The organism is Stenotrophomonas sp. HMWF023 (assembly GCF_003060985.1).
Taxonomy (GTDB): Bacteria; Pseudomonadota; Gammaproteobacteria; order Xanthomonadales; family Xanthomonadaceae; genus Stenotrophomonas; species Stenotrophomonas lactitubi.
On the sequence record NZ_QAIJ01000097.1, the window covers coordinates 8869 to 29137 of the forward strand.

The 20269-nt window shown below is 66.8% G+C and carries 21 protein-coding genes; 15 read left to right on the forward strand and 6 right to left on the reverse strand.

Annotated features, from left to right (window positions below):
* Both DBR20_RS22685 and DBR20_RS04810 read left to right on the forward strand, forming a co-directional pair.
* Nucleotides 1-1166 (forward strand): tetratricopeptide repeat protein (locus DBR20_RS22685; RefSeq protein ID WP_258223210.1); only part of this gene is annotated, 1166 nt, incomplete at its 5' end.
* Nucleotides 1167-1272: 106 nt separating this feature from the next.
* Nucleotides 1273-1737 (forward strand): hypothetical protein, encoded by a 465-nt coding sequence (locus tag DBR20_RS04810; RefSeq protein ID WP_108265384.1) that lies wholly within the window; start codon nt 1273-1275, stop codon nt 1735-1737.
* Nucleotides 1738-1806: 69 nt separating this feature from the next.
* Here DBR20_RS04810 and ccsA read toward each other — a convergent pair whose 3' ends face one another.
* On the reverse strand, nt 1807-2601 hold the full coding sequence (gene ccsA / locus DBR20_RS04815) for a cytochrome c biogenesis protein CcsA (RefSeq protein ID WP_108265385.1): 795 nt from the start codon (nt 2599-2601) through the stop codon (nt 1807-1809).
* Between the two features lie 122 nt (nt 2602-2723).
* On the opposite strand from ccsA, the gene ffh reads away from it, so the two are divergent.
* From ffh to DBR20_RS04865, 10 genes are all read left to right on the forward strand, one after another.
* Nucleotides 2724-4100 carry a signal recognition particle protein gene (gene ffh / locus DBR20_RS04820; protein ID WP_108265386.1) on the forward strand — a complete coding sequence of 459 codons (1377 nt, stop codon included), beginning with the start codon at nt 2724-2726 and terminating at the stop codon, nt 4098-4100.
* A gap of 55 nt (nt 4101-4155) precedes the next feature.
* The gene (locus DBR20_RS04825) at nt 4156-4590 is read left to right on the forward strand and encodes a hypothetical protein (protein ID WP_089239638.1); all 435 of its coding nucleotides are present in this window, start codon (nt 4156-4158) and stop codon (nt 4588-4590) included.
* Nucleotides 4591-4678: 88 nt separating this feature from the next.
* Nucleotides 4679-5755, forward strand: coding sequence for a nitronate monooxygenase (locus DBR20_RS04830; RefSeq protein ID WP_108265387.1), 1077 nt, complete (start codon nt 4679-4681; stop codon nt 5753-5755).
* Nucleotides 5752-6534, forward strand: a complete 783-nt coding sequence (locus DBR20_RS04835; RefSeq protein ID WP_108265388.1) for an aminotransferase class IV family protein — start codon at nt 5752-5754, stop codon at nt 6532-6534. The genes DBR20_RS04830 and DBR20_RS04835 overlap by 4 nt, the downstream gene beginning before the upstream one ends.
* A gap of 144 nt (nt 6535-6678) precedes the next feature.
* Nucleotides 6679-6939 carry a 30S ribosomal protein S16 gene (gene rpsP, locus DBR20_RS04840; protein ID WP_025873821.1) on the forward strand — a complete coding sequence of 87 codons (261 nt, stop codon included), beginning with the start codon at nt 6679-6681 and terminating at the stop codon, nt 6937-6939.
* A 45-nt stretch (nt 6940-6984) separates the two neighbouring features.
* Entirely contained in the window at nt 6985-7497 is a 513-nt protein-coding gene (rimM, locus tag DBR20_RS04845) for a ribosome maturation factor RimM (RefSeq protein WP_089239644.1), read from the forward strand.
* An 8-nt stretch (nt 7498-7505) separates the two neighbouring features.
* A complete protein-coding gene (trmD, locus tag DBR20_RS04850) occupies nt 7506-8264 on the forward strand; it encodes a tRNA (guanosine(37)-N1)-methyltransferase TrmD (RefSeq protein WP_108265389.1) in 759 nt (252 codons plus the stop codon).
* A gap of 152 nt (nt 8265-8416) precedes the next feature.
* A complete protein-coding gene (rplS, locus tag DBR20_RS04855) occupies nt 8417-8818 on the forward strand; it encodes a 50S ribosomal protein L19 (RefSeq protein ID WP_108265390.1) in 402 nt (133 codons plus the stop codon).
* Nucleotides 8819-8899: 81 nt separating this feature from the next.
* Nucleotides 8900-9274: a DUF6404 family protein gene (locus DBR20_RS04860; RefSeq protein ID WP_108265391.1), complete on the forward strand. Its 375-nt coding sequence runs from the start codon at nt 8900-8902 to the stop codon at nt 9272-9274.
* A gap of 77 nt (nt 9275-9351) precedes the next feature.
* Nucleotides 9352-9786 carry a DUF1801 domain-containing protein gene (locus DBR20_RS04865; protein WP_108265392.1) on the forward strand — a complete coding sequence of 145 codons (435 nt, stop codon included), beginning with the start codon at nt 9352-9354 and terminating at the stop codon, nt 9784-9786.
* 119 nt (nt 9787-9905) lie between these two features.
* On the opposite strand, the gene DBR20_RS04870 is transcribed toward DBR20_RS04865, so the two are convergent.
* Nucleotides 9906-11378 (reverse strand): MATE family efflux transporter, encoded by a 1473-nt coding sequence (locus tag DBR20_RS04870; RefSeq protein ID WP_108265393.1) that lies wholly within the window; start codon nt 11376-11378, stop codon nt 9906-9908.
* 62 nt (nt 11379-11440) lie between these two features.
* On the opposite strand from DBR20_RS04870, the gene DBR20_RS04875 reads away from it, so the two are divergent.
* The 3 genes from DBR20_RS04875 (at nt 11441) to DBR20_RS04885 (ending at nt 13498) form a co-directional block, all read left to right on the forward strand.
* Complete coding sequence (locus DBR20_RS04875; RefSeq protein WP_100464017.1) at nt 11441-11680, forward strand: hypothetical protein; 240 nt, start codon at nt 11441-11443, stop codon at nt 11678-11680.
* 9 nt (nt 11681-11689) lie between these two features.
* Complete coding sequence (locus DBR20_RS04880) at nt 11690-12097, forward strand: RNA-binding S4 domain-containing protein (RefSeq protein WP_089239660.1); 408 nt, start codon at nt 11690-11692, stop codon at nt 12095-12097.
* A gap of 207 nt (nt 12098-12304) precedes the next feature.
* Nucleotides 12305-13498 carry a cellulase family glycosylhydrolase gene (locus DBR20_RS04885; protein ID WP_229979325.1) on the forward strand — a complete coding sequence of 398 codons (1194 nt, stop codon included), beginning with the start codon at nt 12305-12307 and terminating at the stop codon, nt 13496-13498.
* Nucleotides 13499-13874: 376 nt separating this feature from the next.
* Here DBR20_RS04885 and katG read toward each other — a convergent pair whose 3' ends face one another.
* The 4 genes from katG to DBR20_RS04905 all read right to left on the reverse strand — a co-directional run bounded on the left by katG (nt 13875) and on the right by DBR20_RS04905 (nt 20207).
* On the reverse strand, nt 13875-16115 hold the full coding sequence (gene katG / locus DBR20_RS04890; RefSeq protein ID WP_108265394.1) for a catalase/peroxidase HPI: 2241 nt from the start codon (nt 16113-16115) through the stop codon (nt 13875-13877).
* Between the two features lie 144 nt (nt 16116-16259).
* A complete protein-coding gene (locus DBR20_RS04895) occupies nt 16260-16877 on the reverse strand; it encodes a DUF937 domain-containing protein (RefSeq protein WP_108265395.1) in 618 nt (205 codons plus the stop codon).
* Nucleotides 16878-17006: 129 nt separating this feature from the next.
* Nucleotides 17007-19598 carry a DNA mismatch repair protein MutS gene (gene mutS / locus DBR20_RS04900; protein WP_108265396.1) on the reverse strand — a complete coding sequence of 864 codons (2592 nt, stop codon included), beginning with the start codon at nt 19596-19598 and terminating at the stop codon, nt 17007-17009.
* A 216-nt stretch (nt 19599-19814) separates the two neighbouring features.
* Entirely contained in the window at nt 19815-20207 is a 393-nt protein-coding gene (locus tag DBR20_RS04905; RefSeq protein WP_108265397.1) for a barstar family protein, read from the reverse strand.
* Nucleotides 20208-20269: the final 62 nt, after the last annotated feature.

Consider the following 20269-nt stretch of genomic DNA (forward strand, 5'->3'; position numbering starts at 1 on the left):
AGACCCAGTCACGCGATCCCGAGCGTGAAGCGCAGTGGCTGCTGCAGGCGCACGCCGAGCGGCCGGACGACGGCGCGCTGGCAGAGGTGGCCGCTTCGGCGCTGCATGCCTGTGGCGCGAAGACCGAAGCGCAGGCACTGCTGTGGGAGTTCGTGCGCGGCCACGCGCAGGAAGATGGTGCAGCGGCTTACACGCTGATGCGTTGGCTGGCCGAGCAGGGCGACGATGACGGCCTGCGCAGGCTGGCCGCGACCTACCGCGACAGCGTGCCGGTGTTCGCGCACTGGTGCGAGGTGCAGCGCGCACGGCGCGCGTCCGACTGGCCGGCACTGGAACAGGCCGCGCAGGCGTTGCTGGCGTTGTCGCCGGGCTCGAACGGCGCACGCGGGACGCTTGCCCGCATGTACATGGAGACCGGCCGCTTCAGCGAGGCGCAGGCCTGCTATGCGCAGCTGGTGGAACTGCTGGAAGAGCCCAACGCCGCTCACTGGGACCACATGAGTGCGGCCAGCGCGGCGCGCGACTGGGATGCGGTGCGCCGCTCGGCAGCAGCGATCGGCATGGAACTGTCCAGCCAGCAGGGCGTGGTCGAAGAGCCGTGGGGCTGGGTGATCATCCGCAGCGAAGAAGGCGGCGAGCCGATGGAGTACTACGCCCGCCGCAGCGGCCCGGTGACCGCGCGCATCGTCGAGAACGCCCCAGCCAACCGTGCGCAGCAGGTGGGTGACTGGGTGGTGTTCGACGCCGGCCTGGTGCACCCGGCACCAGAGGACGAAGCGGAGCGCGAGCACTTCATTCCGACCTATGCGCAGGTGCACGTGCTGGAGCGGGGTGGTTTCGCGCGCAGCTGGCTGGTCGATGGCGCGCACCCGGGCGAGCAGGCGTGGAACGCCTTCGTGGAAGCCGCCGAGGCACAGGGCTGGCAGGTGTGGTCGCACAGCCGTGCGGACTACACCGTGACCGATCCGGACGCGGAAGACGGCACGCTGCCGGGTCTGTTGTTCACCGTCGCCCAGCCGCAGGACCACGCGCCGCTGGCGCTGCATCGCTTCCTGCAGCAGGCTACGGCGGATTGGGCGCACCCGCACTGCTGGCTGCGCCTGGCCGAGGCCTGCGACCAGGATCGCCAGCCGCACCTGGACGCGATCGAGCGGTACGGGCTGTAATCTCTGCCGCGCTGCGGGCTCGCCGGGCATGGCCCGGCGCTACCCATACGTGTTGCCGGTAGCGCCGGGCCATGCCCGGCGTCCCTCCACCATCAAGGAACTGGATATGCGAAAGACAGGGATGTTGGTGATCGTCAGCCTGCTGTTGACCTCCACCGCGCAGGCTGCGCCTGCCTGCCAGCAACCGGCCGACGTAGCACGGGCCTTCTTCGAAGCGACCACCGGCAAGGGCGACCTGCTGCAGCCGCCACAGGCACTGGTCAGCGTGGCGTTTGCCAAGGCGCTGCACGGCGAACGTGCCTGCCAGGTGCGCGAAGAGGGCATCTGCATGATCGATTCCGATCCGTGGCTGGACGCGCAGGACGGGGATATCGACGGACCCGTGCGCTACAGCTGGAAGCAGGCTTCAGCCACGTCCGGCCAGGTCGAGATGCGATATGCGGTATGGAACAAGGCCTACGTGACGCGGTTGCCGATGGTGCGCAAGGGCGAGGGCTGCTGGCAGGTCGATGACATCCTCACCAACAGCGGCCGCTCGGTGCGCAAGATCCTGGCCCAGCCGGTGCCCTGAGCATCTGGGGCATCCACGCATGGCGTGGATCTACTGTGCTCCGATTGCCGACCGTTGGTCGGCACGCCTCTATCGCGAATGCCCGAATACCAGCTCGATCACGAACTGGCTGCCGAAGAACGCCAGCAGCAGCAACAACATCGCCGTCAACGTCCAGTGCACCGCCTTCGTGCCGCGCCAGCCATAGCGACGGCGGCCGATCAGCAGCACGCCGAACACGATCCACGACAGCACGCTCAGCACCGTCTTGTGCACCAGCTTCTGCGCCAGGAGGTCGTCGACGAACAGCACGCCGGTGACCAGGGTCAGGGTCAGCAGGGCGAAGCCGACGGTGATCACCCGGAACAGCAGCGATTCAAGGTCGGCCATCGGCGGCAGCGCACGCAGCCACGGACGGAATTCACGGCGGCGCAGCGCCCGTTCCTGCAGCCACAGCATGATCGCCAGCAGCGCAGCGATGCTCAATGTGGCGTAGGCCAGCAGCGCCAACCAGGCGTGGCTGGCCAGGCGCCACCCCAGCAGCTTGCTCGGTTCGTGGCCGTAGCCGTGGTAGACCAGCAGCAGCAGCGCGGCCAGCGGGAACACCACCACGCCCAACGTGGACATGCGCCCGCGTGCGCCCACCAGCGAGGTCAGCCAGGCCATGCCCAGGCCTACCAGCGACAGCGCGGCGAAGAAGTGCATGTCCGGTCCGCCGGTCGTGCGCATCGCCACCAGCACGTGGTAGCCGCCATGCAGCAGCATCGCCGGCAGTGCAGGCCACAGCCAGGCCGGCGAGGTCACCCCGTCGTCGCGACCAAGGGCGCGCACCAGCAGGGCGCTGGCGGCCAGGTAGAGCAGGACGGCGATGAGAACGATTGTCATCGTTGAAGTTTCGCATACCCCCGGGGTGCTGGCGACGGGCCTGGCGTCGCAGTCCGGGGAGCGCGGTGGACCCGTTATACTGTGGGCCTTATTGTCCCCCGCTTTCAGACAGGTTGCGCCGCATGTTCGAGTCCCTGACCCAGCGCCTTTCCGGCACCATCGAGCGCCTGCGCGGCCGTGGCCGCCTGACCGAAGAGAACATCCGCGAGGCGACCCGCGAGGTCCGCATCGCGCTGCTCGAAGCCGACGTCGCGCTGCCGGTGGTGCAGGCCCTGATCGAGCGCATCAAGGTGCGTGCGGTCGGCCAGGAAGTGCTGAAGTCGCTGACCCCGGGCCAGGCCCTGATCAAGGTTGTGCGCGACGAGCTGACCGCGGTGATGGGCGCCGAAGCCAGCGACCTGAACCTCAACGTTCCCGCTCCGGCCATCATCCTGATGGCGGGCCTGCAGGGCGCCGGCAAGACCACTACGGTCGGCAAGCTGGCCAAGCACCTGAAGGAAAAGCGCAAGAAGAAGGTGATGGTGGTCTCGGCCGACGTCTACCGTCCGGCGGCGATCGAGCAGCTGAAGACGCTGGCCGAGCAGGTGGGCGTGCTGTTCTTCCCGTCCAGCGCCGAGCAGAAGCCGGAGGCCATCGTCCGCGCCGCGATCGACGATGCACGCAGGTCGTTCGTCGACGTGCTGCTGGTCGATACCGCCGGCCGCCTCGCCATCGACGAAGCGATGATGGCCGAGATCAAGGCCCTGCACGCCGCGGTCAACCCGGCTGAAACCCTGTTCGTGGTCGATGCCATGACCGGCCAGGACGCGGCCAATACCGCCAAGGCCTTCGGTGATGCGCTGCCGCTGACCGGCGTGGTGCTGACCAAGACCGACGGTGACGCCCGTGGCGGCGCCGCGCTGAGCGTGCGCTACATCACCGGCAAGCCGATCAAGTTCGTCGGTGTCAGCGAAAAGCCGGAAGGCCTGGATGTCTTCCACCCGGACCGCATCGCCAGCCGCATCCTCGACATGGGCGACGTGCTGTCGCTGGTCGAGCAGGTCGAGCAGCAGGTCGACAAGGACAAGGCGCAGAAGCTGGCCGAGAAGGTCGCCAAGGGCAAGAAGTTCGATCTGAACGACATGCGCGACCAGCTCGAGCAGATGCAGAACATGGGCGGCATCGGAGGCCTGATGGACAAGCTGCCGGGCCTGGGCCAGATTCCCGAACACCTCAAGCAGCAGGTCAGCCAGGGCAAGGAAGTGCCGCGCATGATCGCCATCATCAGCTCGATGACCAAGAAGGAACGGCGCAACCCGAACCTGCTCAACGGCTCGCGTCGTGCCCGCATCGCGCGCGGCTCGGGCACCCAGCCGGCCGACGTCAACAAGCTCATGAAGCAGTACATGCAGATGGAAAAGATGATGAGCAAGATGGCCGGTGGCGGCATGAAGGGCATGATGCGCAGCATGAAGGGCATGATGGGCGCCATGGGCGGCCGTGGCATGCCGTTCCGCTGAGCGCGCGCTGTATCGAACGCTTGAACAACCCGCGGAATCAATCAAAGGAATGTGCATGAACAAGTCGATCGTGGTGATGGCGCTGGCCCTGGGTCTGGTTGCCTGCAAGGACGACACCTCCGTGTCGCAGAAGGCCGGTAGTGCCATCAGTGGTACCGCTGCCGATTTCGTCGCCGGGCTGGGCGAGGGTGTGGACAAGAAGATGAACGTGACGCTGCAGGCCGATCCGGGCCTGGCCGCGCAGGGCCTTACCGTCACCCTCGGCAAGAGCCGGGGCATGGGCTCCAAGGACGCGGCGGTCTACGTGGTGGCCGACAAGGCCTTCAAGGGCAAGCTGGTGGCGCGTGCACTGGATGCCGAAGGCACCGAGATCGGCCGTGCCAGCGCCGAGGAAGAGTTCGCCGCTGATGACGCACGCTATGTGACGTTCAAGTTCAACGAAGAAATGGACAGCCAGCTGGTCCGCACCTACGCGGTGTCTGCACGCTGAGCAACGCGGGAGCGGATCGCCCGATGCGACGCTCCCGTCCACAATGTCTGGCGTATGCTGGCAGCGACTCCTCCCACAGGTGCGTCGCGTGAGCCTTTCGCCGATTCTCGAACGCGCCGACGATTTCTGTCGGCGTTTTTCATTGCAGCTGCCGATCCTGTTGGCACCGATGGCCGGCGCCTGTCCGGTTCCGCTTTCGGCCACGCTGGCCAACGCTGGCAGCATGGGCGCGATGGGCGCCGTGTTGTCGCCGGCGGCTGATATCGGTCGATGGATGCAGGACTTCCGGGCCGCGTCCAGCGGGCCGGCGCAGGTGAACCTGTGGTTGCCCGATCCCGCGCCGGTGCGCGATGTCGCCGCCGAGGCCGCCACGCGTGCATTCCTGGGCCAGTGGGGGCCGGAGGTTGCGGCCAGCGCAGCGGATGCCACGCCTGCCGATTTCGAGGAGCAGTTCAGTGCGCTGCTGGCGGCACGGCCGGCGGTGGCCTCGACCATCATGGGCGTGCTGTCGCCGCGTCATGTGCAGCAGTTGAAGGATGCGGGCATCGCCTGGATTGCCTGCGCCACGACGCTGGCCGAAGCGCGTGCTGCACAGGATGCGGGGGCTGACGCGGTAGTCGCGCAGGGCGCCGAAGCCGGTGGCCATCGCGGCGCCTTCGATCCGATTCGTGCAGAACAGCAGCTGGTCGGCCTGTTCGCACTGCTGCCGCGGCTGGCGGACAACTTGAGTATTCCGGTGATCGCTGCGGGCGGCATCGGCGATGGTCGCGGCATTGCTGCTGCCTTGATGCTCGGGGCCAGCGCCGTGCAGATCGGCACGGCCTTCCTGCGCACACCCGAAGCAGCGGTGGCACCGGCGTGGGCCGATGCGTTGGCCCGCAGCGAACCCGAAGACACCTGGCCGACCCGCGCGTTCAGTGGGCGCCTGGGCCGTGGCCTGGCGACCGCCTACGTGCGTGCAGCTGCCGCTGAGGGTGCACCTACGCCGCGCCCGTATCCGGTGCAGCGCGGCCTGACCGCTCCGATGCGCAAGCAGGCCACGCAGGAAAACCGGCTTGCCGCGATGCAGGCCTGGGCCGGGCAGTCGGCGTGGATGGCACCGGCAGCGCCGGCCGCCGACGTGCTGCGTGATATGTGGCAACAGGCGCGGGCACTGCTGCGATGACGGTGACCTGCAACGGCGCCACGGCGCGGGCCGAAGACCTGTTGCCGGCGCTGACCAACTACGGCCACTTCACCTCGCTGCAGGTGCGCGGCCGCGCGGTGCAGGGGCTCGACCTGCATCTGCAGCGTCTTGCCAAGGCAACGCAGGCGTTGTTCGGCAGCGCGCTCGATGTCGCACAGGTGCAGGCGTGGATGGCGCAGGCGCTGCAGCAGGCCGGTCAGATCGATGCATCGATGCGGGTCACCGTGTTCTCGCGCCGTTTCGATTTCCGCGATCCGCTGGCAAACGTGCCGGTAGATGTACTGGTTGCCGTCTCCGCACCAGTCGCGCTGACCGCTCCCAAGCGCGTACGCAGCGTGACCTGGCAGCGCGAGCTGCCGCAGATCAAGCACGTCGGCACGTTCGGCCTGTTCGCCCAGCGCCGTGCCGCGCTGGCAGCGGGTTTCGACGACGCGCTGCTGGTGACTGCCGATGGGCAGATCAGCGAGGGCACGACCTGGAACCTGGCGGTGCATGACGGCGAACACCTGGTCTGGCCGCAGGCGCCTGCGCTGCGGGGAACCGCTGAAGCGCTGCTGCAGGCGGGCTGGACGGGTCCACAGCAGATCCGCCCGCTGCAACTGAACGAGCTGGCCGGCATGCAGGCCGGCTTCGCCTGCAACGCCAGCGGACTGTGGGCGCTGGATGCCGTCGACGGTTACGTGCTGCCTGGTTCGCAGGCCCTGGCCGAACAGGGCAGGGCGGTGCTGGGCCGGGTGCCCTGGCAGGCGCTTTCCTGAACGGGAAGTCTTGAAAGCCGCCGGGCATGGCCCGTCGCTACCGGACAGGTCCGTTTTTCCGCGGGGTTGGCTCGGCCGGACTCTGCCGCTATAATCGCCCGCTTACCGCGCCATCCTGGCGACTGGGCAATAGGAAAAACCACCATGGTCAAGATTCGACTGACCCGCGGCGGCGCCAAGAAGCGTCCGTTCTACCACATCATCGTCACCGACGTCCGCAGCGCCCGCGACGGCCGCAACATCGAGCGCGTTGGTTTCTACAACCCGGTTGCACAGGGTGGCGAGAAGCGCATCGAGCTGGACCTGGCCCGCGTTGACCATTGGGTCAAGAACGGCGCCCAGCCGACCGAGAAAGTTCGCAACCTGATCAAGGAAGCGAGCAAGTCCCAGGCCGCTGCGGCCTGATCCTGACGGGCCGCGCCCTGGTGCGGCCCATCTGATTGAACGCAGATGAAAGATAACGAGCGCCGCATCCTGCTTGGCAGGGTTGTCGGCGCTTTTGGTGTGCGCGGCGAAATAAAGCTCGAGTCCTGGACCGAGCCGCGTTCCGCTATTTTCCGTTACCAACCGTGGATCCTGCGCAGCCCCAACGGGCAGGAATCGACGCTTGAAGGCGCCCGTGGCCGGGATACCGGCAAGCACCTGGTGGCCCGTTTCCCGGGTATCGAGGATCGCGACACGGTCGAGGCGATGCATGGCACCGAGGTCTTCGTGGCCCGCAGTGCGCTGCCACCGCCGAGTGCCGACGAGTATTACTGGGTCGATCTGGAAGGCCTGGATGTGAAGACCGTCGAAGGCGTTGCCCTCGGCCAGGTCTCGCACCTGTTCAGTACCGGCGCCAACGATGTGGTGGTCGTACGCGGTGACCGCGAGCGGATGATTCCGTTCGTCGTGCCGGAGTTCGTCAAATCCGTCGACTTCGAGGCCAATCTGGTCGTGGTCGACTGGGACCCCGAGTTCTGAGTGTGAGCATGCGTTTCGACGTCATCACCCTGTTCCCCGATTTCCTCGCCCAGTCCGCTGGGCTGGGCGTGGTCGGCCGTGCGCAGGAAAAGGGATTGTTCAGCCTGCATGGCTGGAATCCCCGTGATTACGCCGAGGGCAACTACCGCCGGGTGGACGATCGTCCGTTCGGCGGTGGCCCGGGCATGGTGATGCTGATCGAACCACTGCAGGCCTGCCTGCAGGCGATCCGCGAGGCCGATCCGACGCCTGCGCGGGTGATCTATCTCAGCCCGCAGGGTGCGCCGCTGACCCAGGCCAAGGTGCGGGAACTGGCGGCATTGCCGCGCATGGTCCTGCTCTGCGGCCGCTATGAGGGCATCGACGAACGTTTCCTGGCCGCCAATGTCGATGAGGAGATCTCCCTTGGCGACTATGTGCTGTCCGGTGGCGAGCTGGGGGCTGCGGTCATCATCGATGCCGTGGCCCGGCTGCAGGAAGGCGCCTTGAATGACGCCGAATCGGCCGCTCAGGATAGTTTCGAGGGCGACCTCGGCCTGCTCGACTGCCCACATTTCAGCCAACCGGCCCAGCATCCGCTGGGTGACGTGCCGGACGTGCTGCGCTCGGGCAACCATGCCGCCATCGCCGCCTGGCGCCGGCAGCAGTCGTTGATCCGTACCGCGCAGCGGCGCCCGGACCTGCTGGATGAACAGGCGCTGGGCAAGGCCGACCGCAAGCTGCTGGCACACGCCCGCCAGGCCCCGGCAGAAAAGGGCAGGCCCTAGCGCCAGCCCCGCTTTATCGGCTATGATGGTCAATTACCGCCAGCCTCGGCCGGCACGCAGTACCCAAAACAAACGTGCAGCACAGTCCGGTGACTGCATGAGCCTACGCTGTCGAATGACACGCCCACCCGAACAATGAATCGGTGTAACCCATGAGCAAGCTGAACAAGTCCATCGTCGCGGAATTCGAATCCGCCCAGATCACCCGTGAACTGCCGCAGTTCAGCCAGGGCGACACCGTTATCGTCAACGTGAAGGTGAAGGAAGGTACCCGCGAGCGCGTGCAGGCCTATGAAGGCGTTGTCATCGCGACCAAGAACGGCGGCCTGAACTCCTCGTTCACCGTGCGCAAGATCTCGCACGGCTACGGCGTCGAGCGCGTGTTCCAGACCCACAGCGCCATCATCGACTCGGTCGAAGTGAAGCGTCGTGGTAAGGTCCGCGCCGGCAAGCTGTACTACCTGCGTGGCCTGGAAGGCAAGGCTGCCCGCATCAAGGAAGATCTGGCTGCTGCTGCTGCCGCCAAGGCTGCCCGTCTGGCAACCAAGGGCTGATAAACAACTTCGGTTGTTGCCGCGACGGCCGCCTTCGGGCGGCCGTTTGCGTTTGCGGGATCGTCTCGTTAGTTTCAGTGGATGGATGAGACCGACCATCGATACCCGGCGGACATCCAGGTGGCATTGCGCTTCCTGGACGGTTCCGGCGTACCGCGGCGGGAAGCGGCCCCGTTGCTGCACCGCATGCTGTGGCGGCTGGGTATCGCGCTGCCACCGCCGATACTGGCTGGTTTCCTGACCAATACGCTGCTGCAGGGCCTGCTGTTTGGCGTGTTCTGGACGGTGCTGATGTGGCTGCTGCTGTGGCAGGGCAGAGCACCGGCGCTGGAGCTGCTGTTGCTTGCCGGGGTGGCAGCCGGCGTGATGTTCGGCCTGGTGATGGCCACCCTGATGTGGTTCCTGCGCGGCGCCCGCAAGCTGCCTACCTGGCAGCAGTTCCGCCGCAGCCTCTGAAGCCATGGCGCAGTGCGCCGTGACCGCTGCGGGGCGGCGGCGTACGCTCGGACCTTCGACCCCCCATGGCCCCTGCGATGCCCGCCAAGCGACCTGCCAACAGTGCTTCGCCCAAGCTGCTGTCTGGTGGTAATCCGCAGATCGCCAAGGGTGAGGGCGATGCGCCCGTGCAGGCCTATATCGACGCCATGCCGGACTGGAAACGGGCTGTTGGTGCACGTCTGGACGCACTGATCGAACAGGCCGTGCCCGGCGTGCACAAGGCAGTGAAGTGGAACTCGCCGATGTACGGCGTCGCTGCCGGTGAGGGCTGGTTTCTCAGCTTTCATTGCTTCGCCCGCTACATCAAGGTCGCGTTCTTCCGCGGTGCGCTGTTGCAGCCCGTTCCGCCTGAACCGTCCAAGAGCGCCGACACCCGCTATCTGCACATCCTTGAGGGTGGGGTACTGGACGAGGCGCGGTTCCTCGACTGGGTGCGGCAGGCCAGTGCTCTGCCCGGCGAACGCATGTAGTTCCCCCAAGCACAACGTAGAAAAGAAGAAACGGTAGTGCCGGCCGCTGGCCGGCAACCCCATGGACTTCGCAGGCATCGCGCGGCTGCCGGCCAGCGGCCGGCACTACCGGTGCATGTTCAACGCGGTGGGGTGGTTTCCAGCGCCGCATCCGGGTCGGCCACCGGCGAAGGCGGGCAGGCCGGAATCTCCGATGGCGTGGCCAGTTCCTCCGCGTGCACCGGCTTGCTGATCATCCTCGCCTTGCGCCAGCCGCCCCAGCGGTAATACGCCAGCGACAGCAGCATCGATACCAGCGAACCGGCCGGGAAGCTCCACCAGATCGCGTCCGCGCCCCAGTACGGCTGCAGGAATTCGGCGAACGGCACGCGCACGCCCCACAGCGACGCCGCCAGGATCAGCAGCGGCGGCAGCACCGCGCCGGTGGACCGCACCACGCCGGAGATCACGAAGCTGACGCCGAAGAACAGGAACGAACCGATCACGATGTGGTTCAGGTGCCGCGCGATCTGCAGCGACTCGCTGCCCTGCGGCAGGAACAAGGCCAGCGAATACTGGTCCAGCAGTACCAGCGGCAGGATCAACGCGCCGGTCAGCAGGAAGTTGAACAGGATGCCCTGGCGTGCGGTACCGCGCACGCGATCCCAGCGCTGCGCACCGACATTCTGCGCGGCCATCGACGAACACGCCGCACCGATCGCCATCGCCGGCATCTGCACGTAGTTCCACAGCTGCAGCGACGCACCGTAGGCTGCGCCGGTATCGGTGCCGTGCTGGTTGACCATCGTCATCAGCATGATCACCGACAGCGAGATCAGCACCATCTGCAGGCCCATCGGCACGCCCTTGACCACCAGCGCACGCAGGATGGTCATGTCCAGCTTGAACAGGTGCATGTCGGCGCGGCCCAGCCACAGCGTGTGCCGCTTGTGCCGCATGTACAGCAGCAGGGCGGCCAGCGACAGCGTCTGCGACACCAGCGTGGCCCAGGCCGAGCCTGCGATGCCCAGTTCCGGGAACGGCCCCATGCCGAAGATCAGCACCGGGTTCAGGGCGATGTCCAGCACCACCGAGACCAGCAGGAAGCGGAACGGCGTGCGCGAGTCGCCGGCACCACGCAGCGCCGCACTGAGGAAGGCGAAGGCGTACAGCGTCGGCATCGCCAGGAAAATGATGCGCAGATAGGCCTCGGCCAAGGGCAGCGAGGCAGCCGGCGTGCCCATCGCCGCCAGCAGCGGGTGGGCCAGGAACCAGCCGGCGATGGCGATGATCACCGACAGGCCGATGAAGAACGTGGCGCTGGTGCCGACCACGCGCCGTGCCTGGGCGATGTCGCGCGCGCCGATGGCCTGGCCGATCAGGATGGTCGAGGCCATGCCGAAGCCGAACACCGAACCGATCAGGAAGAACATGATGTTGTTGGCGTTCGCGGTCGCGGTCAGTGCCGCTTCGCCGAGGAAGCGCCCCACCCATACCGCATTCACCGAGCCGTTCAGCGACTGCGCGATGTTGCCTGCCAGGATCGGCAGCGCGAACAGCAGCAGGTTGCGGCCGATCGGGCCGGAGGTCAGGTCAAGCGGCGCTTTGGCCATGGAGTGGTGATCGATTCCCGGGAGGCGCACACTAGCATCAAGCCGGTTTGCAGGATGTGGCAATGCATCAACGACAGCAGGCGATGCGGATGATCGCGGTGGCCTTGATCGCAGCGGCACTGGCCGCATGTTCGTCAGGTGACCGGCTGGGCGATACCCAGGTGCGGCCGACCGACCGCCCCGAGTGCCTGGTCGGCAGCCAGCGCCAGGATCTGGCGGCCGGAACGCCGGCATTGATCGGGGGCACTGGTTGCCGTACCGACCCCGACAATCCGCGCCCCCTGAACAAGCGAACGGAGTAGTCCCTGTCGATGTCCGAGCTTTCCCCGTTGGCGCCCAGCGTCCGTCTGGACATCTGGCTGTGGGCGGCCCGCTTCTTCAAGACCCGCAGTCTGGCAAAACAGGCTATCGAGACCGGCAAGGTATCCGTGGCCGGGCAGCGCCCGAAATCCTCGCGCGCGGTGCGTGTGGGAGAGCAGTTGCTGGTTGACCGCGGTGAAGAACACTTCGAGATCCAGGTGCTGGGCCTGAGCGACCAGCGCGGACCGGCACCGGTGGCGCAGCAGTTGTATGCCGAGAGCGAGGCATCCAAAGCGCGTCGTGCCGAACTGCGTGCGCTGCGCATTGCCGCGCGTGATGGCTACCAGGCACCGGAGCACAAGCCGGACAAGCGCGCACGCCGGTTGATCCGCGCCCTGGGTGATCTCGATGCGCTGTGACGTAGTGGCCGGACTGAAAGCGCTCTGGTAGCCGCCCACCTTGGTGGGCGCTGTGCCCTGTGCCGACCAAGGTCGGCATCTACCGTGTCGTGGGTCCGGCCTACGCTTTGGTAGTCGCCCACCTTGGTGGGCGCTGTACCGCCTGCGCTCAGCCACCGTTCGGCTTGCGCCCCGCACGTTGGATGGTCCTCTTCATGGAAGCCCACCATGTTCCTGCGCCGCAGCCTGCTGTGCCTGGCCCTGTCCGCCGCCGTCCCGGTGTTCGCCGCCGACATCACCTTCTGGGATACCCCGCAGCGCGGTGGCAACAGCTTCAACGAAGCACCACCGGACAAGGCTTATTTCCAGGCGTTGCGTGCGACCGGCGCCACCTGGGTACGACTGACCCCGGACAAGTGGCGCAGTGCCGGCGGCCGCGATTTCCTGATGGGCGATGCCGACCACTATCAAGGACTGGTGCCGGCCGATGTGGAGACCCTGCGTCGCGCGCTGGATGACGCCAATGCCGTGGGCCTGAAGGTGGTGCTGGTGCCGCTGTCACTGCCCTTGCTGCGCTGGAAACAGAAGAACGGCGACGTGGTCGACCAGCGCCTGTGGCAGTCCTTCGACAACCACGCACCAGCGCAGCGCTTCTGGCGTGATCTGGCGACCGCGCTGAAAGGGCACCCGGCGTTGGCCGGCTACAACCTGATCAACGAGCCGGCACCGGAATACGGCACCACGCTGGCCGAACACGCCTCCCGCGAGGACATGCTGACGTGGTATGCCGGGGTGCAGGGCGGGCCGCGCGATCTGCGCCAGCTGTACAAGGAACTGGTGGCCAGCGTGCGCGCGGTCGATGCAGACATGCCGTTGATGCTCGACGCTGGCTGGTACGCGGCGGCCGATGCGTTCGACTACTGGCCTGCGCCGCTGGACGACGCGAAGCTGCTGTACAGCGTGCACATGTACGAGCCGTATGCGGCCACCAGTGCGCCGAACCAGAAGCGCAGCACACCGTACCGCTATCCCGCCGAAGTGCCGTTCGGCGACCGCAGCGAGCGCTGGGACGCCGTGCGCGTGCGCAGCTACCTGCAGCAGCCGATGGACTGGGCGAAGACCCATGGCATCGGCGCCAACCGCATGGTGATCGGTGAGTTCGGTTGCATGCGACGTTGGCCGGACTGCGGCCGCTACCTGCGCGATGTGTTGGCGGTGGCCGAGCAGCAGAAGGTGCACTGGGCGTTCTACGCATTCCGCGAAGACGGCTGGGACGGCATGGACTATGAACTGGGCGACAAGCCGCTGCCGGGATCGTACTGGCAGGCCGTCGAGAAGGGTGACGCCGTGCAGCCGCCGCGTTCGACGCAGGCGCCGTTGTTCGCCCCGATCCTGCAGCGGTTGAAGGACGGTGCGCGTTGAAACCGCCGCGGCTGCGCCGCATGCCAACCAAGGTTGGCATCTACCAGGGCAGGGCGCGAATGCTTTGGTAGTCGCCCACCTTGGTGGGCGTTTTGCCGTGTGCCGCGTGCCAACCAGGGTTGGCATCTACCAGTTCATGGTGCGAACGCTTTGGTAGTCGCCCACCTTGGTGGGCGTTTTGCCGCGTGCCAACCAAGGTTGGCATCTACCAGGGCAGGGTGCGAATGCTCTGGTAGTCGCCCACCTTGGTGGGCGTTGTGTTGTGTGCCAACCAAGGTTGGCATCTACCAGGGCAGGGCGCGAATGCTTTGGTAGTCGCCCACCTTGGTGGGCGCTGTGCCGCGTGCCAACCAAGGTTGGCATCTACCCGGTCATGTCAGCCGTGCAGGTCGTAGCGATCCAGTTCCATCACTCGCGTCCAGGCGGCGATGAAATCCTGCACGAATTTCTTCTCGCCATCGGCACTGGCATACACCTCGGCCAATGCGCGCAGCACGGCATTGGAGCCGAACACCAGATCCGCACGGGTGCCGGTCCAGCGCGCGGCGCCATCGTTGCGGCCGCGGCCTTCATAGCTTTCGCGGCCGGTCGCCTTCCAGGTCGTACCCATGTCCAGCAGGTTGACAAAGAAGTCGTTGCTCAACGTGCCGGGTCGGTTGGTGAACACGCCGTGCTTGCCGCCATCGACGTTGGTGCCGAGCACGCGCAGGCCACCGACCAGCGCGGTCATTTCCGGTGCGGTCAGGGTCAGCAGCTGCGCCTTGTCGATCAACAACGCCTCACCCGGCACGCTGTAAGCGCCCTTGAGGTAGTTGCGGAAACCATCGGCAGCCGGTTCCAGCACCGCGAACGATTCAACGTCGGTCTGTTCCTGGCTGGCATCGGTGCGGCCCGGGGTGAACGGCACGCTCAGGTCATGCCCGCCGGCCTTTGCCGCCTGCTCGATGCCGACGCCACCGGCCAGCACGATCAGGTCGGCCAGCGACACCTGCTTGCTGCCTGCGCCGTTGAACTCGGCCTGGACCTTTTCCAGCGCGGCCAATACCTTGGCCAACTGCTGCGGCTGGTTCACCGCCCAGTCCTTCTGCGGCGTCAGGCGCACGCGCGCACCGTTGGCACCACCGCGCTTGTCCGAGCCGCGGAAGGTCGAGGCCGAGGCCCATGCAGTCGACACCAGCTCCGCCACGCTCAGGCCGGTCGCCGCGATCTTCTGCTTCAGCGCGGCGATGTCCTTGGCGTCGATCAGCGGGTGCTTCGCTTCCGGCACCGGGTCCTGCCAGATGAATTCCTCGGCCGGGATTTCCGGGCCGAGATAGCGCGCACGCGGACCCATGTCGCGATGGGTCAGCTTGAACCAGGCGCGGGCGAACGCATCGGCGAAGGCCTGTGGATCCGCAAGGAATTTCCGCGAGATCTTTTCGTAGGCCGGATCCATGCGCAGCGACAGGTCGGTGGTCAGCATCGTCGGGCGGTGCTTCTTCGACGGATCGTGCGCATCGGGAATCACCGAATCCGCATTCTTGGCGACCCACTGGTGGGCACCGGCCGGGCTCTTGCTCAGTTCCCATTCGTGGCCGAACAGGATCTCGAAGAAGTCATGGCTCCACTGCGCGGGGGTGCGGGTCCAGGTCACTTCCAGGCCGCTGGTGATGGTGTCGCCACCCTTGCCGCTGCCGAAGCTGTTGGCCCAGCCCAGGCCCTGGCTTTCCAGGCCCGCTGCTTCCGGTTCCTTGCCGACGTTGTCGGCGGGGCCGGCACCGTGGGTCTTGCCGAAGCTGTGGCCACCGGCGATCAGGGCGACGGTTTCTTCATCGTCCATCGCCATCCGGCCGAAGGTGTCGCGGATGTCATGCGCGGCCAGCACCGGATCGGGATTGCCGTCCGGGCCTTCCGGGTTCACGTAGATCAGGCCCATCTGCACTGCGGCCAGCGGGTTTTCCAGTTTGCGCGAATGCACGTCGCCATCAGCGTCGTCATCGGACACCAGCACGCCGTGGTTCTCTTCCACCCCCTCCGAGCCGTGCTTGTAACGCACGTCGCCGCCGAGCCAGGTGGTCTCGCGGCCCCAGTACACGTCCTGGTCCGGCTCCCAGGTGTCGGGACGGCCGCCGGCAAAGCCGAGCGTCTTGAAGCCCATCGATTCCAGTGCGACGTTGCCGGTCAGGATCAGCAGGTCGGCCCAGGAAATGGCCTGGCCATACTTCTGCTTGATCGGCCACAGCAGGCGTCGCGCCTTGTCCAGGCTGACGTTGTCCGGCCAACTGTTGAGCGGCGCGAAGCGCTGCTGGCCGCGACCACCGCCGCCACGGCCATCGTCGATGCGGTAGGTACCGGCGCTGTGCCACGCCATGCGGATGAACAGGCCGCCGTAGTGGCCGAAGTCGGCCGGCCACCAGTCCTGCGAGTCGGTCATCAACGCCTTCAGGTCGGCCTTCAGGGCGCTGTAATCGAGCCCGTTGAAGGCCGTGGCGTAGTCGAAGCCCGCATCGAGGGGGTTGGAGCGCGTGGAGTGCTGGTTGAGCAGGTCCACGCGCAGCTGGTTCGGCCACCAGTCGCGGTTGGTCGTCGCATCACCGACGACGGCATGGTTGAACGGGCACTTCGCTTCGCTTTTCATGGGTCTCTACCTGTGGACTGGCGAATGAGGGAATCAGATCGCTTACCCACCATAGGCATCGCCTAACGATGGGTAAATTCGATTGATTCAACCGCTGCGATAGTGGCTGCCTATGGTCGACAGCGCTTGGATCGTTGTGCGCGATCAGCGCTTGAGCAGGCCGGCGCCGAGCTTGAGCAGATCGCTGGCGCCGAACTGGCCATCACCGTCCTGATCAAGCGCACCGCCGAGCAGGCTGCCGATGCCGCCGCCGGATTGCTGTGCTTCCTGACCCAGGGCCTGGCTGAGCTGGCCGGGGTTGCCGCTCTGGGCAAACCGCTGGGCCAGGAACGACATGACGATGGGGGCGAGGATCGCCAGCAGCTGACTGGACTTGCCGCTGTCCAGGCCGGTCTTCTGGCCCAGCGCTTCGGCCGCCTGCGAGGTCTGCCCGCCGAATACGTGGCCGAGGATGCCGGCGCCGTTGGTGGCGTTGCCACCGCCGCCGCCCATCACCGCGCCGAGGATGCTGCCGAGATCGAAACCGCCACCGCCGCCGCCTGCCGAACCGAGGTGGTCGCGCTGCAGGGCATTGAGCAGGGACTGCGCACCCTGCGGCTCACTGGCGTTCTGGCCCATCGCGCCGAGCAGCAGGGGCAGGGCGCTGCCGACGGCCTGGGTGGCCTGGCTGCTGTCCAGGCCGAGCTGCTGCGACACCTGCTGCAGGCCTTGGCCCTGCTGCAGCTGCTGGAAGAGGGATGCAGCGAGGGATTCGGTGTTCATGGCGGTCTCCGGTCTGTGAAGGACGAACCGCCCGAGCATAACGCCGTGTACACGACGGAAGTGCGAAGGGCAGCCGAGCGTGGGCTCGGCTCTACAACGGTAGCGCCGGGCCATGCCCGGCGGCCGGGATTACAGCAGCGCCTTCAACCGGTACAGCGCTTCCAGTGCCTGCTTCGGCGTCAGCTCGTCCGGGTCGATCGCGGCCAGCGCCTCCTGCGCCTTGTTCGGCGGGGCGGCAAACAGTCCGAACTGCTGCGGTGCATCCAGCGCCTGCGGGGCGAGTTCGGCGGCATGGCTTTCGCCGCCGCGCTGTTCCAGCTCAGCCAGGCGTCGACGCGCCTGTGCCACGGTGGCACGCGGCAGGCCGGCCAGCGCGGCCACCTGCAGGCCGAAGCTGCGGTTGGCCGGGCCGTCCTTCACCGCATGCATGAACACCAGGGCTTCGCCGTGCTCCACTGCATCCAGGTGCACGTTGGCGATGCCGCTGCGGCCACCCTCGTGCTGTTCGTCGGCCAGCGCGGTCAGTTCGAAGTAATGGGTGGCGAACAGCGTGTAACAGCGGTTTTCGTAGGCGAGGTGGCGCGCCACCGCGTCGGCCAGGGCGAGGCCGTCGTAGGTGGAGGTACCGCGGCCGATCTCGTCCATCAGCACCAGCGAATGCGCGGTGGCGTGATGCAGGATGTAGCTGGTTTCAGCCATCTCGACCATGAAGGTCGACTGCCCGCGGGCAAGATCGTCGCCTGCGCCGATGCGGGTCAGGATGCGGTCGATCGGGCCGATCAACGCGCGGCTGGCCGGCACGAAGCTGCCGATGTGGGCCAGCAGCACGATCAGCGCGTTCTGCCGCATGTAGGTCGATTTACCGCCCATGTTCGGGCCGGTGATGACCAGCATGCGACGGTCCGGGTGCAGGTCCAGGTCGTTGGGCTCGAACGGCTGGTCACGCACCGCTTCCACCACCGGATGGCGGCCACGTTCGATCTTCAGGCACGGCTCGGCCTGCAGTTCCGGGCGTGCCCAGTCCAGCGCCTGCGCACGCTCGGCGAAGGCGGCCAGCACATCCAGTTCGCTGAGCGCGGCGGCGCACTGCTTGAGCGGCTCCAGCTGGGTGCCCAGCGTGTCCAGCAGCTGCTCGTACAGATACTTCTCGCGCGACAGCGAACGGTCGCGCGCGGACAGCACCTTGTCCTCGAATGCCTTCAGTTCTTCGGTGATGTAGCGCTCGGCGTTGGTCAGTGTCTGGCGGCGGGTGTAATGCACCGGCGCGCGCTCGGACTGGCCCTTGCTGATTTCGATGTAGTAGCCGTGCACACGGTTGTAGCCGACCTTCAGGGTGGCGATGCCGCTGCTCTCGCGCTCGCGCTGTTCAAGGTCGACCAGGAACTGGTCGGCGTGGGTCGACAGGCGGCGCAGTTCATCCAGTTCGGCATCGAAGCCATCGGCCAGCACGCCACCATCGCTGAGCTTGAGCGGCGGCATTTCGGCAATGGCGCTGGCCAGCAGGTGCGCGCACTCGTCGTGCTCGCCCAGTGCCGCGTGCAGGGTCTGCAGTCGCGGTGAATCCAGCGGTGCCAGCACCTCGCGGACGGCCGGCAGCAGGCCGAGGCCATCGCGCAGGGTGGAGAAGTCGCGCGGCCGCGCCGAGCGCAGGGCGACGCGGGTGAGGATGCGTTCCAGGTCGCCGAGGCGGCGGAACTGTTCGCGGATATCCGCCTCCGCACCGCGGTCGATCAGTGTTTCCACCGCGTGGTGGCGCTGCACCAGCACCTCGCGCAGGCGCAGCGGCCGATGCAGCCAGCGGCGCAGCAGGCGGCCACCCATCGGTGTCACCGTGCTGTCGAGCACGCCGAGCAGGGTATTGCGGGTATCGCCGTCGACGCGGGTGTCCAGCTCCAGATGGCGACGCGTTGCCGCGTTCATCGCGATCGCTTCGCTGGCGGTCTCCATCGAGATGGAGGTCAGGTGCGGCAGGCGCTGCTTCTGGGTTTCCTCGACATAGCCGAGCAGGGCGCCGGCAGCGGCCGTGGCGCGCGGCTTGTCGTCGATGCCGAAGCCGCTGAGGTCGTGCAGTTTGAAGAAGTTCAGCAGCTGGCGGCGACCACTGTCGGCGTCGAACAGCCACGGCGCGCGGCGGCGTACGCCGCTGCGCTGGCGCAGGAAGTCGGGCCAGTTCTCTTCATCCGGCACCAGCAGTTCGGCCGGTTCCAGACGGGCCAGCTCGGCTTCCAGTGCGTCATCGGTGTCGACTTCGTTGACCAGGAAGCGGCCGCCGGCCAGGTCGGCCCAGGCCAGCCCATAGCCGCTCTTGTTGCGCGACAGGGCCATCAGCAGGGTGTCGCGGCGCTCGTCCAGCAGCGCTTCGTCGGTAACGGTGCCCGGGGTGACGATACGCACCACCTTGCGTTCGACCAGACCCTTGGCCAGTGCCGGGTCGCCGATCTGTTCGCAGATCGCCACCGATTCGCCCAGCGCCACCAGCCGTGCCAGGTAGCCCTCGTAGGCGTGCACCGGCACACCGGCCATCGGAATCGGTGCACCACCGGAGCTGCCGCGCTGGGTCAGGGTGATGTCGAGCAGGCGCGCGGCCTTGCGCGCGTCGTCGTAGAACAGCTCGTAGAAGTCGCCCATGCGGAAGAACAGCAGCAGGTCCGGATAGTCGGACTTGGCTGCGAAGAACTGCTTCATCAGCGGGGTGTGTTCGGCGGACTTGTCTTTGGACATGGGACTCGTGGATCAGGGGCGTCCGCTCGCGCCGGAGGGCGGCGACGGCGGAGCAGGTACAGGGCCGTCCATGGTAACGGCTAGGGACCCGGGGTGCCTCGATTCTCAGGGGGAATGGGGCGGTCCATACGAACAGGTGCCGTGGTGGACACGGCCCCGTTGGCACGTCGGCGGCGGCGCGCAGGACCGTTGTGCGCATCGATGTCGCGGCCGGCCTCAAGCCGGCCGCAGCGCAACGTCCGGGTGGCCGGCGAAGATATCCATCACGGTCTGGAAGTAGGTCTGCCCATCGCCGCGTTGCAGGGCGTCCAGCTGGCGGCCGATGGCTTCGGCATTGAACGTATCCGGTTGCCGCAGCTTGTCTTGCAGCCACGCACGCGTGGCCTCCACTCCCAGTGCATCGCGGCTGCAGTCGATATCGCGCCAGACCACCGTGGCCGTTCTGTGCCCGGCGAGTGCGCCATAACCGCCGTACAGCAGATCGTCCAATGCATCCAGGCTGGGCCCGAGCTGCCAGTTCTCGCCAACCATGAATACCCGGTTGATTTCCGCGTAGAAACTGGGGATATCAACGATGGCGGTGCCGTTGATCTGCAGGAATACGGTCATCTGCCGACTATAGCGCTGCGCTGTCAAAGAGCGCGCGGCTTATTCATCTGCGTGATACGTTC

What these genes read in the sequence shown, in the direction of transcription:
- DBR20_RS04810 (WP_108265384.1), top strand. Translation starts at nt 1,273, where the DNA reads ATGCGAAAGACAGGGATGTTGGTGATCGTCAGCCTGCTGTTGACCTCC.
- ccsA (WP_108265385.1), bottom strand. Translation starts at nt 2,601, where the DNA reads ATGACAATCGTTCTCATCGCCGTCCTGCTCTACCTGGCCGCCAGCGCC.
- ffh (WP_108265386.1), top strand. Translation starts at nt 2,724, where the DNA reads ATGTTCGAGTCCCTGACCCAGCGCCTTTCCGGCACCATCGAGCGCCTG.
- DBR20_RS04825 (WP_089239638.1), top strand. Translation starts at nt 4,156, where the DNA reads ATGAACAAGTCGATCGTGGTGATGGCGCTGGCCCTGGGTCTGGTTGCC.
- DBR20_RS04835 (WP_108265388.1), top strand. Translation starts at nt 5,752, where the DNA reads ATGACGGTGACCTGCAACGGCGCCACGGCGCGGGCCGAAGACCTGTTG.
- rpsP (WP_025873821.1), top strand. Translation starts at nt 6,679, where the DNA reads ATGGTCAAGATTCGACTGACCCGCGGCGGCGCCAAGAAGCGTCCGTTC.
- rimM (WP_089239644.1), top strand. Translation starts at nt 6,985, where the DNA reads ATGAAAGATAACGAGCGCCGCATCCTGCTTGGCAGGGTTGTCGGCGCT.
- trmD (WP_108265389.1), top strand. Translation starts at nt 7,506, where the DNA reads ATGCGTTTCGACGTCATCACCCTGTTCCCCGATTTCCTCGCCCAGTCC.
- rplS (WP_108265390.1), top strand. Translation starts at nt 8,417, where the DNA reads ATGAGCAAGCTGAACAAGTCCATCGTCGCGGAATTCGAATCCGCCCAG.
- DBR20_RS04860 (WP_108265391.1), top strand. Translation starts at nt 8,900, where the DNA reads ATGGATGAGACCGACCATCGATACCCGGCGGACATCCAGGTGGCATTG.
- DBR20_RS04865 (WP_108265392.1), top strand. Translation starts at nt 9,352, where the DNA reads ATGCCCGCCAAGCGACCTGCCAACAGTGCTTCGCCCAAGCTGCTGTCT.
- DBR20_RS04870 (WP_108265393.1), bottom strand. Translation starts at nt 11,378, where the DNA reads ATGGCCAAAGCGCCGCTTGACCTGACCTCCGGCCCGATCGGCCGCAAC.
- DBR20_RS04875 (WP_100464017.1), top strand. Translation starts at nt 11,441, where the DNA reads ATGCATCAACGACAGCAGGCGATGCGGATGATCGCGGTGGCCTTGATC.
- DBR20_RS04880 (WP_089239660.1), top strand. Translation starts at nt 11,690, where the DNA reads ATGTCCGAGCTTTCCCCGTTGGCGCCCAGCGTCCGTCTGGACATCTGG.
- DBR20_RS04885 (WP_229979325.1), top strand. Translation starts at nt 12,305, where the DNA reads ATGTTCCTGCGCCGCAGCCTGCTGTGCCTGGCCCTGTCCGCCGCCGTC.
- katG (WP_108265394.1), bottom strand. Translation starts at nt 16,115, where the DNA reads ATGAAAAGCGAAGCGAAGTGCCCGTTCAACCATGCCGTCGTCGGTGAT.
- DBR20_RS04895 (WP_108265395.1), bottom strand. Translation starts at nt 16,877, where the DNA reads ATGAACACCGAATCCCTCGCTGCATCCCTCTTCCAGCAGCTGCAGCAG.
- mutS (WP_108265396.1), bottom strand. Translation starts at nt 19,598, where the DNA reads ATGTCCAAAGACAAGTCCGCCGAACACACCCCGCTGATGAAGCAGTTC.
- DBR20_RS04905 (WP_108265397.1), bottom strand. Translation starts at nt 20,207, where the DNA reads ATGACCGTATTCCTGCAGATCAACGGCACCGCCATCGTTGATATCCCC.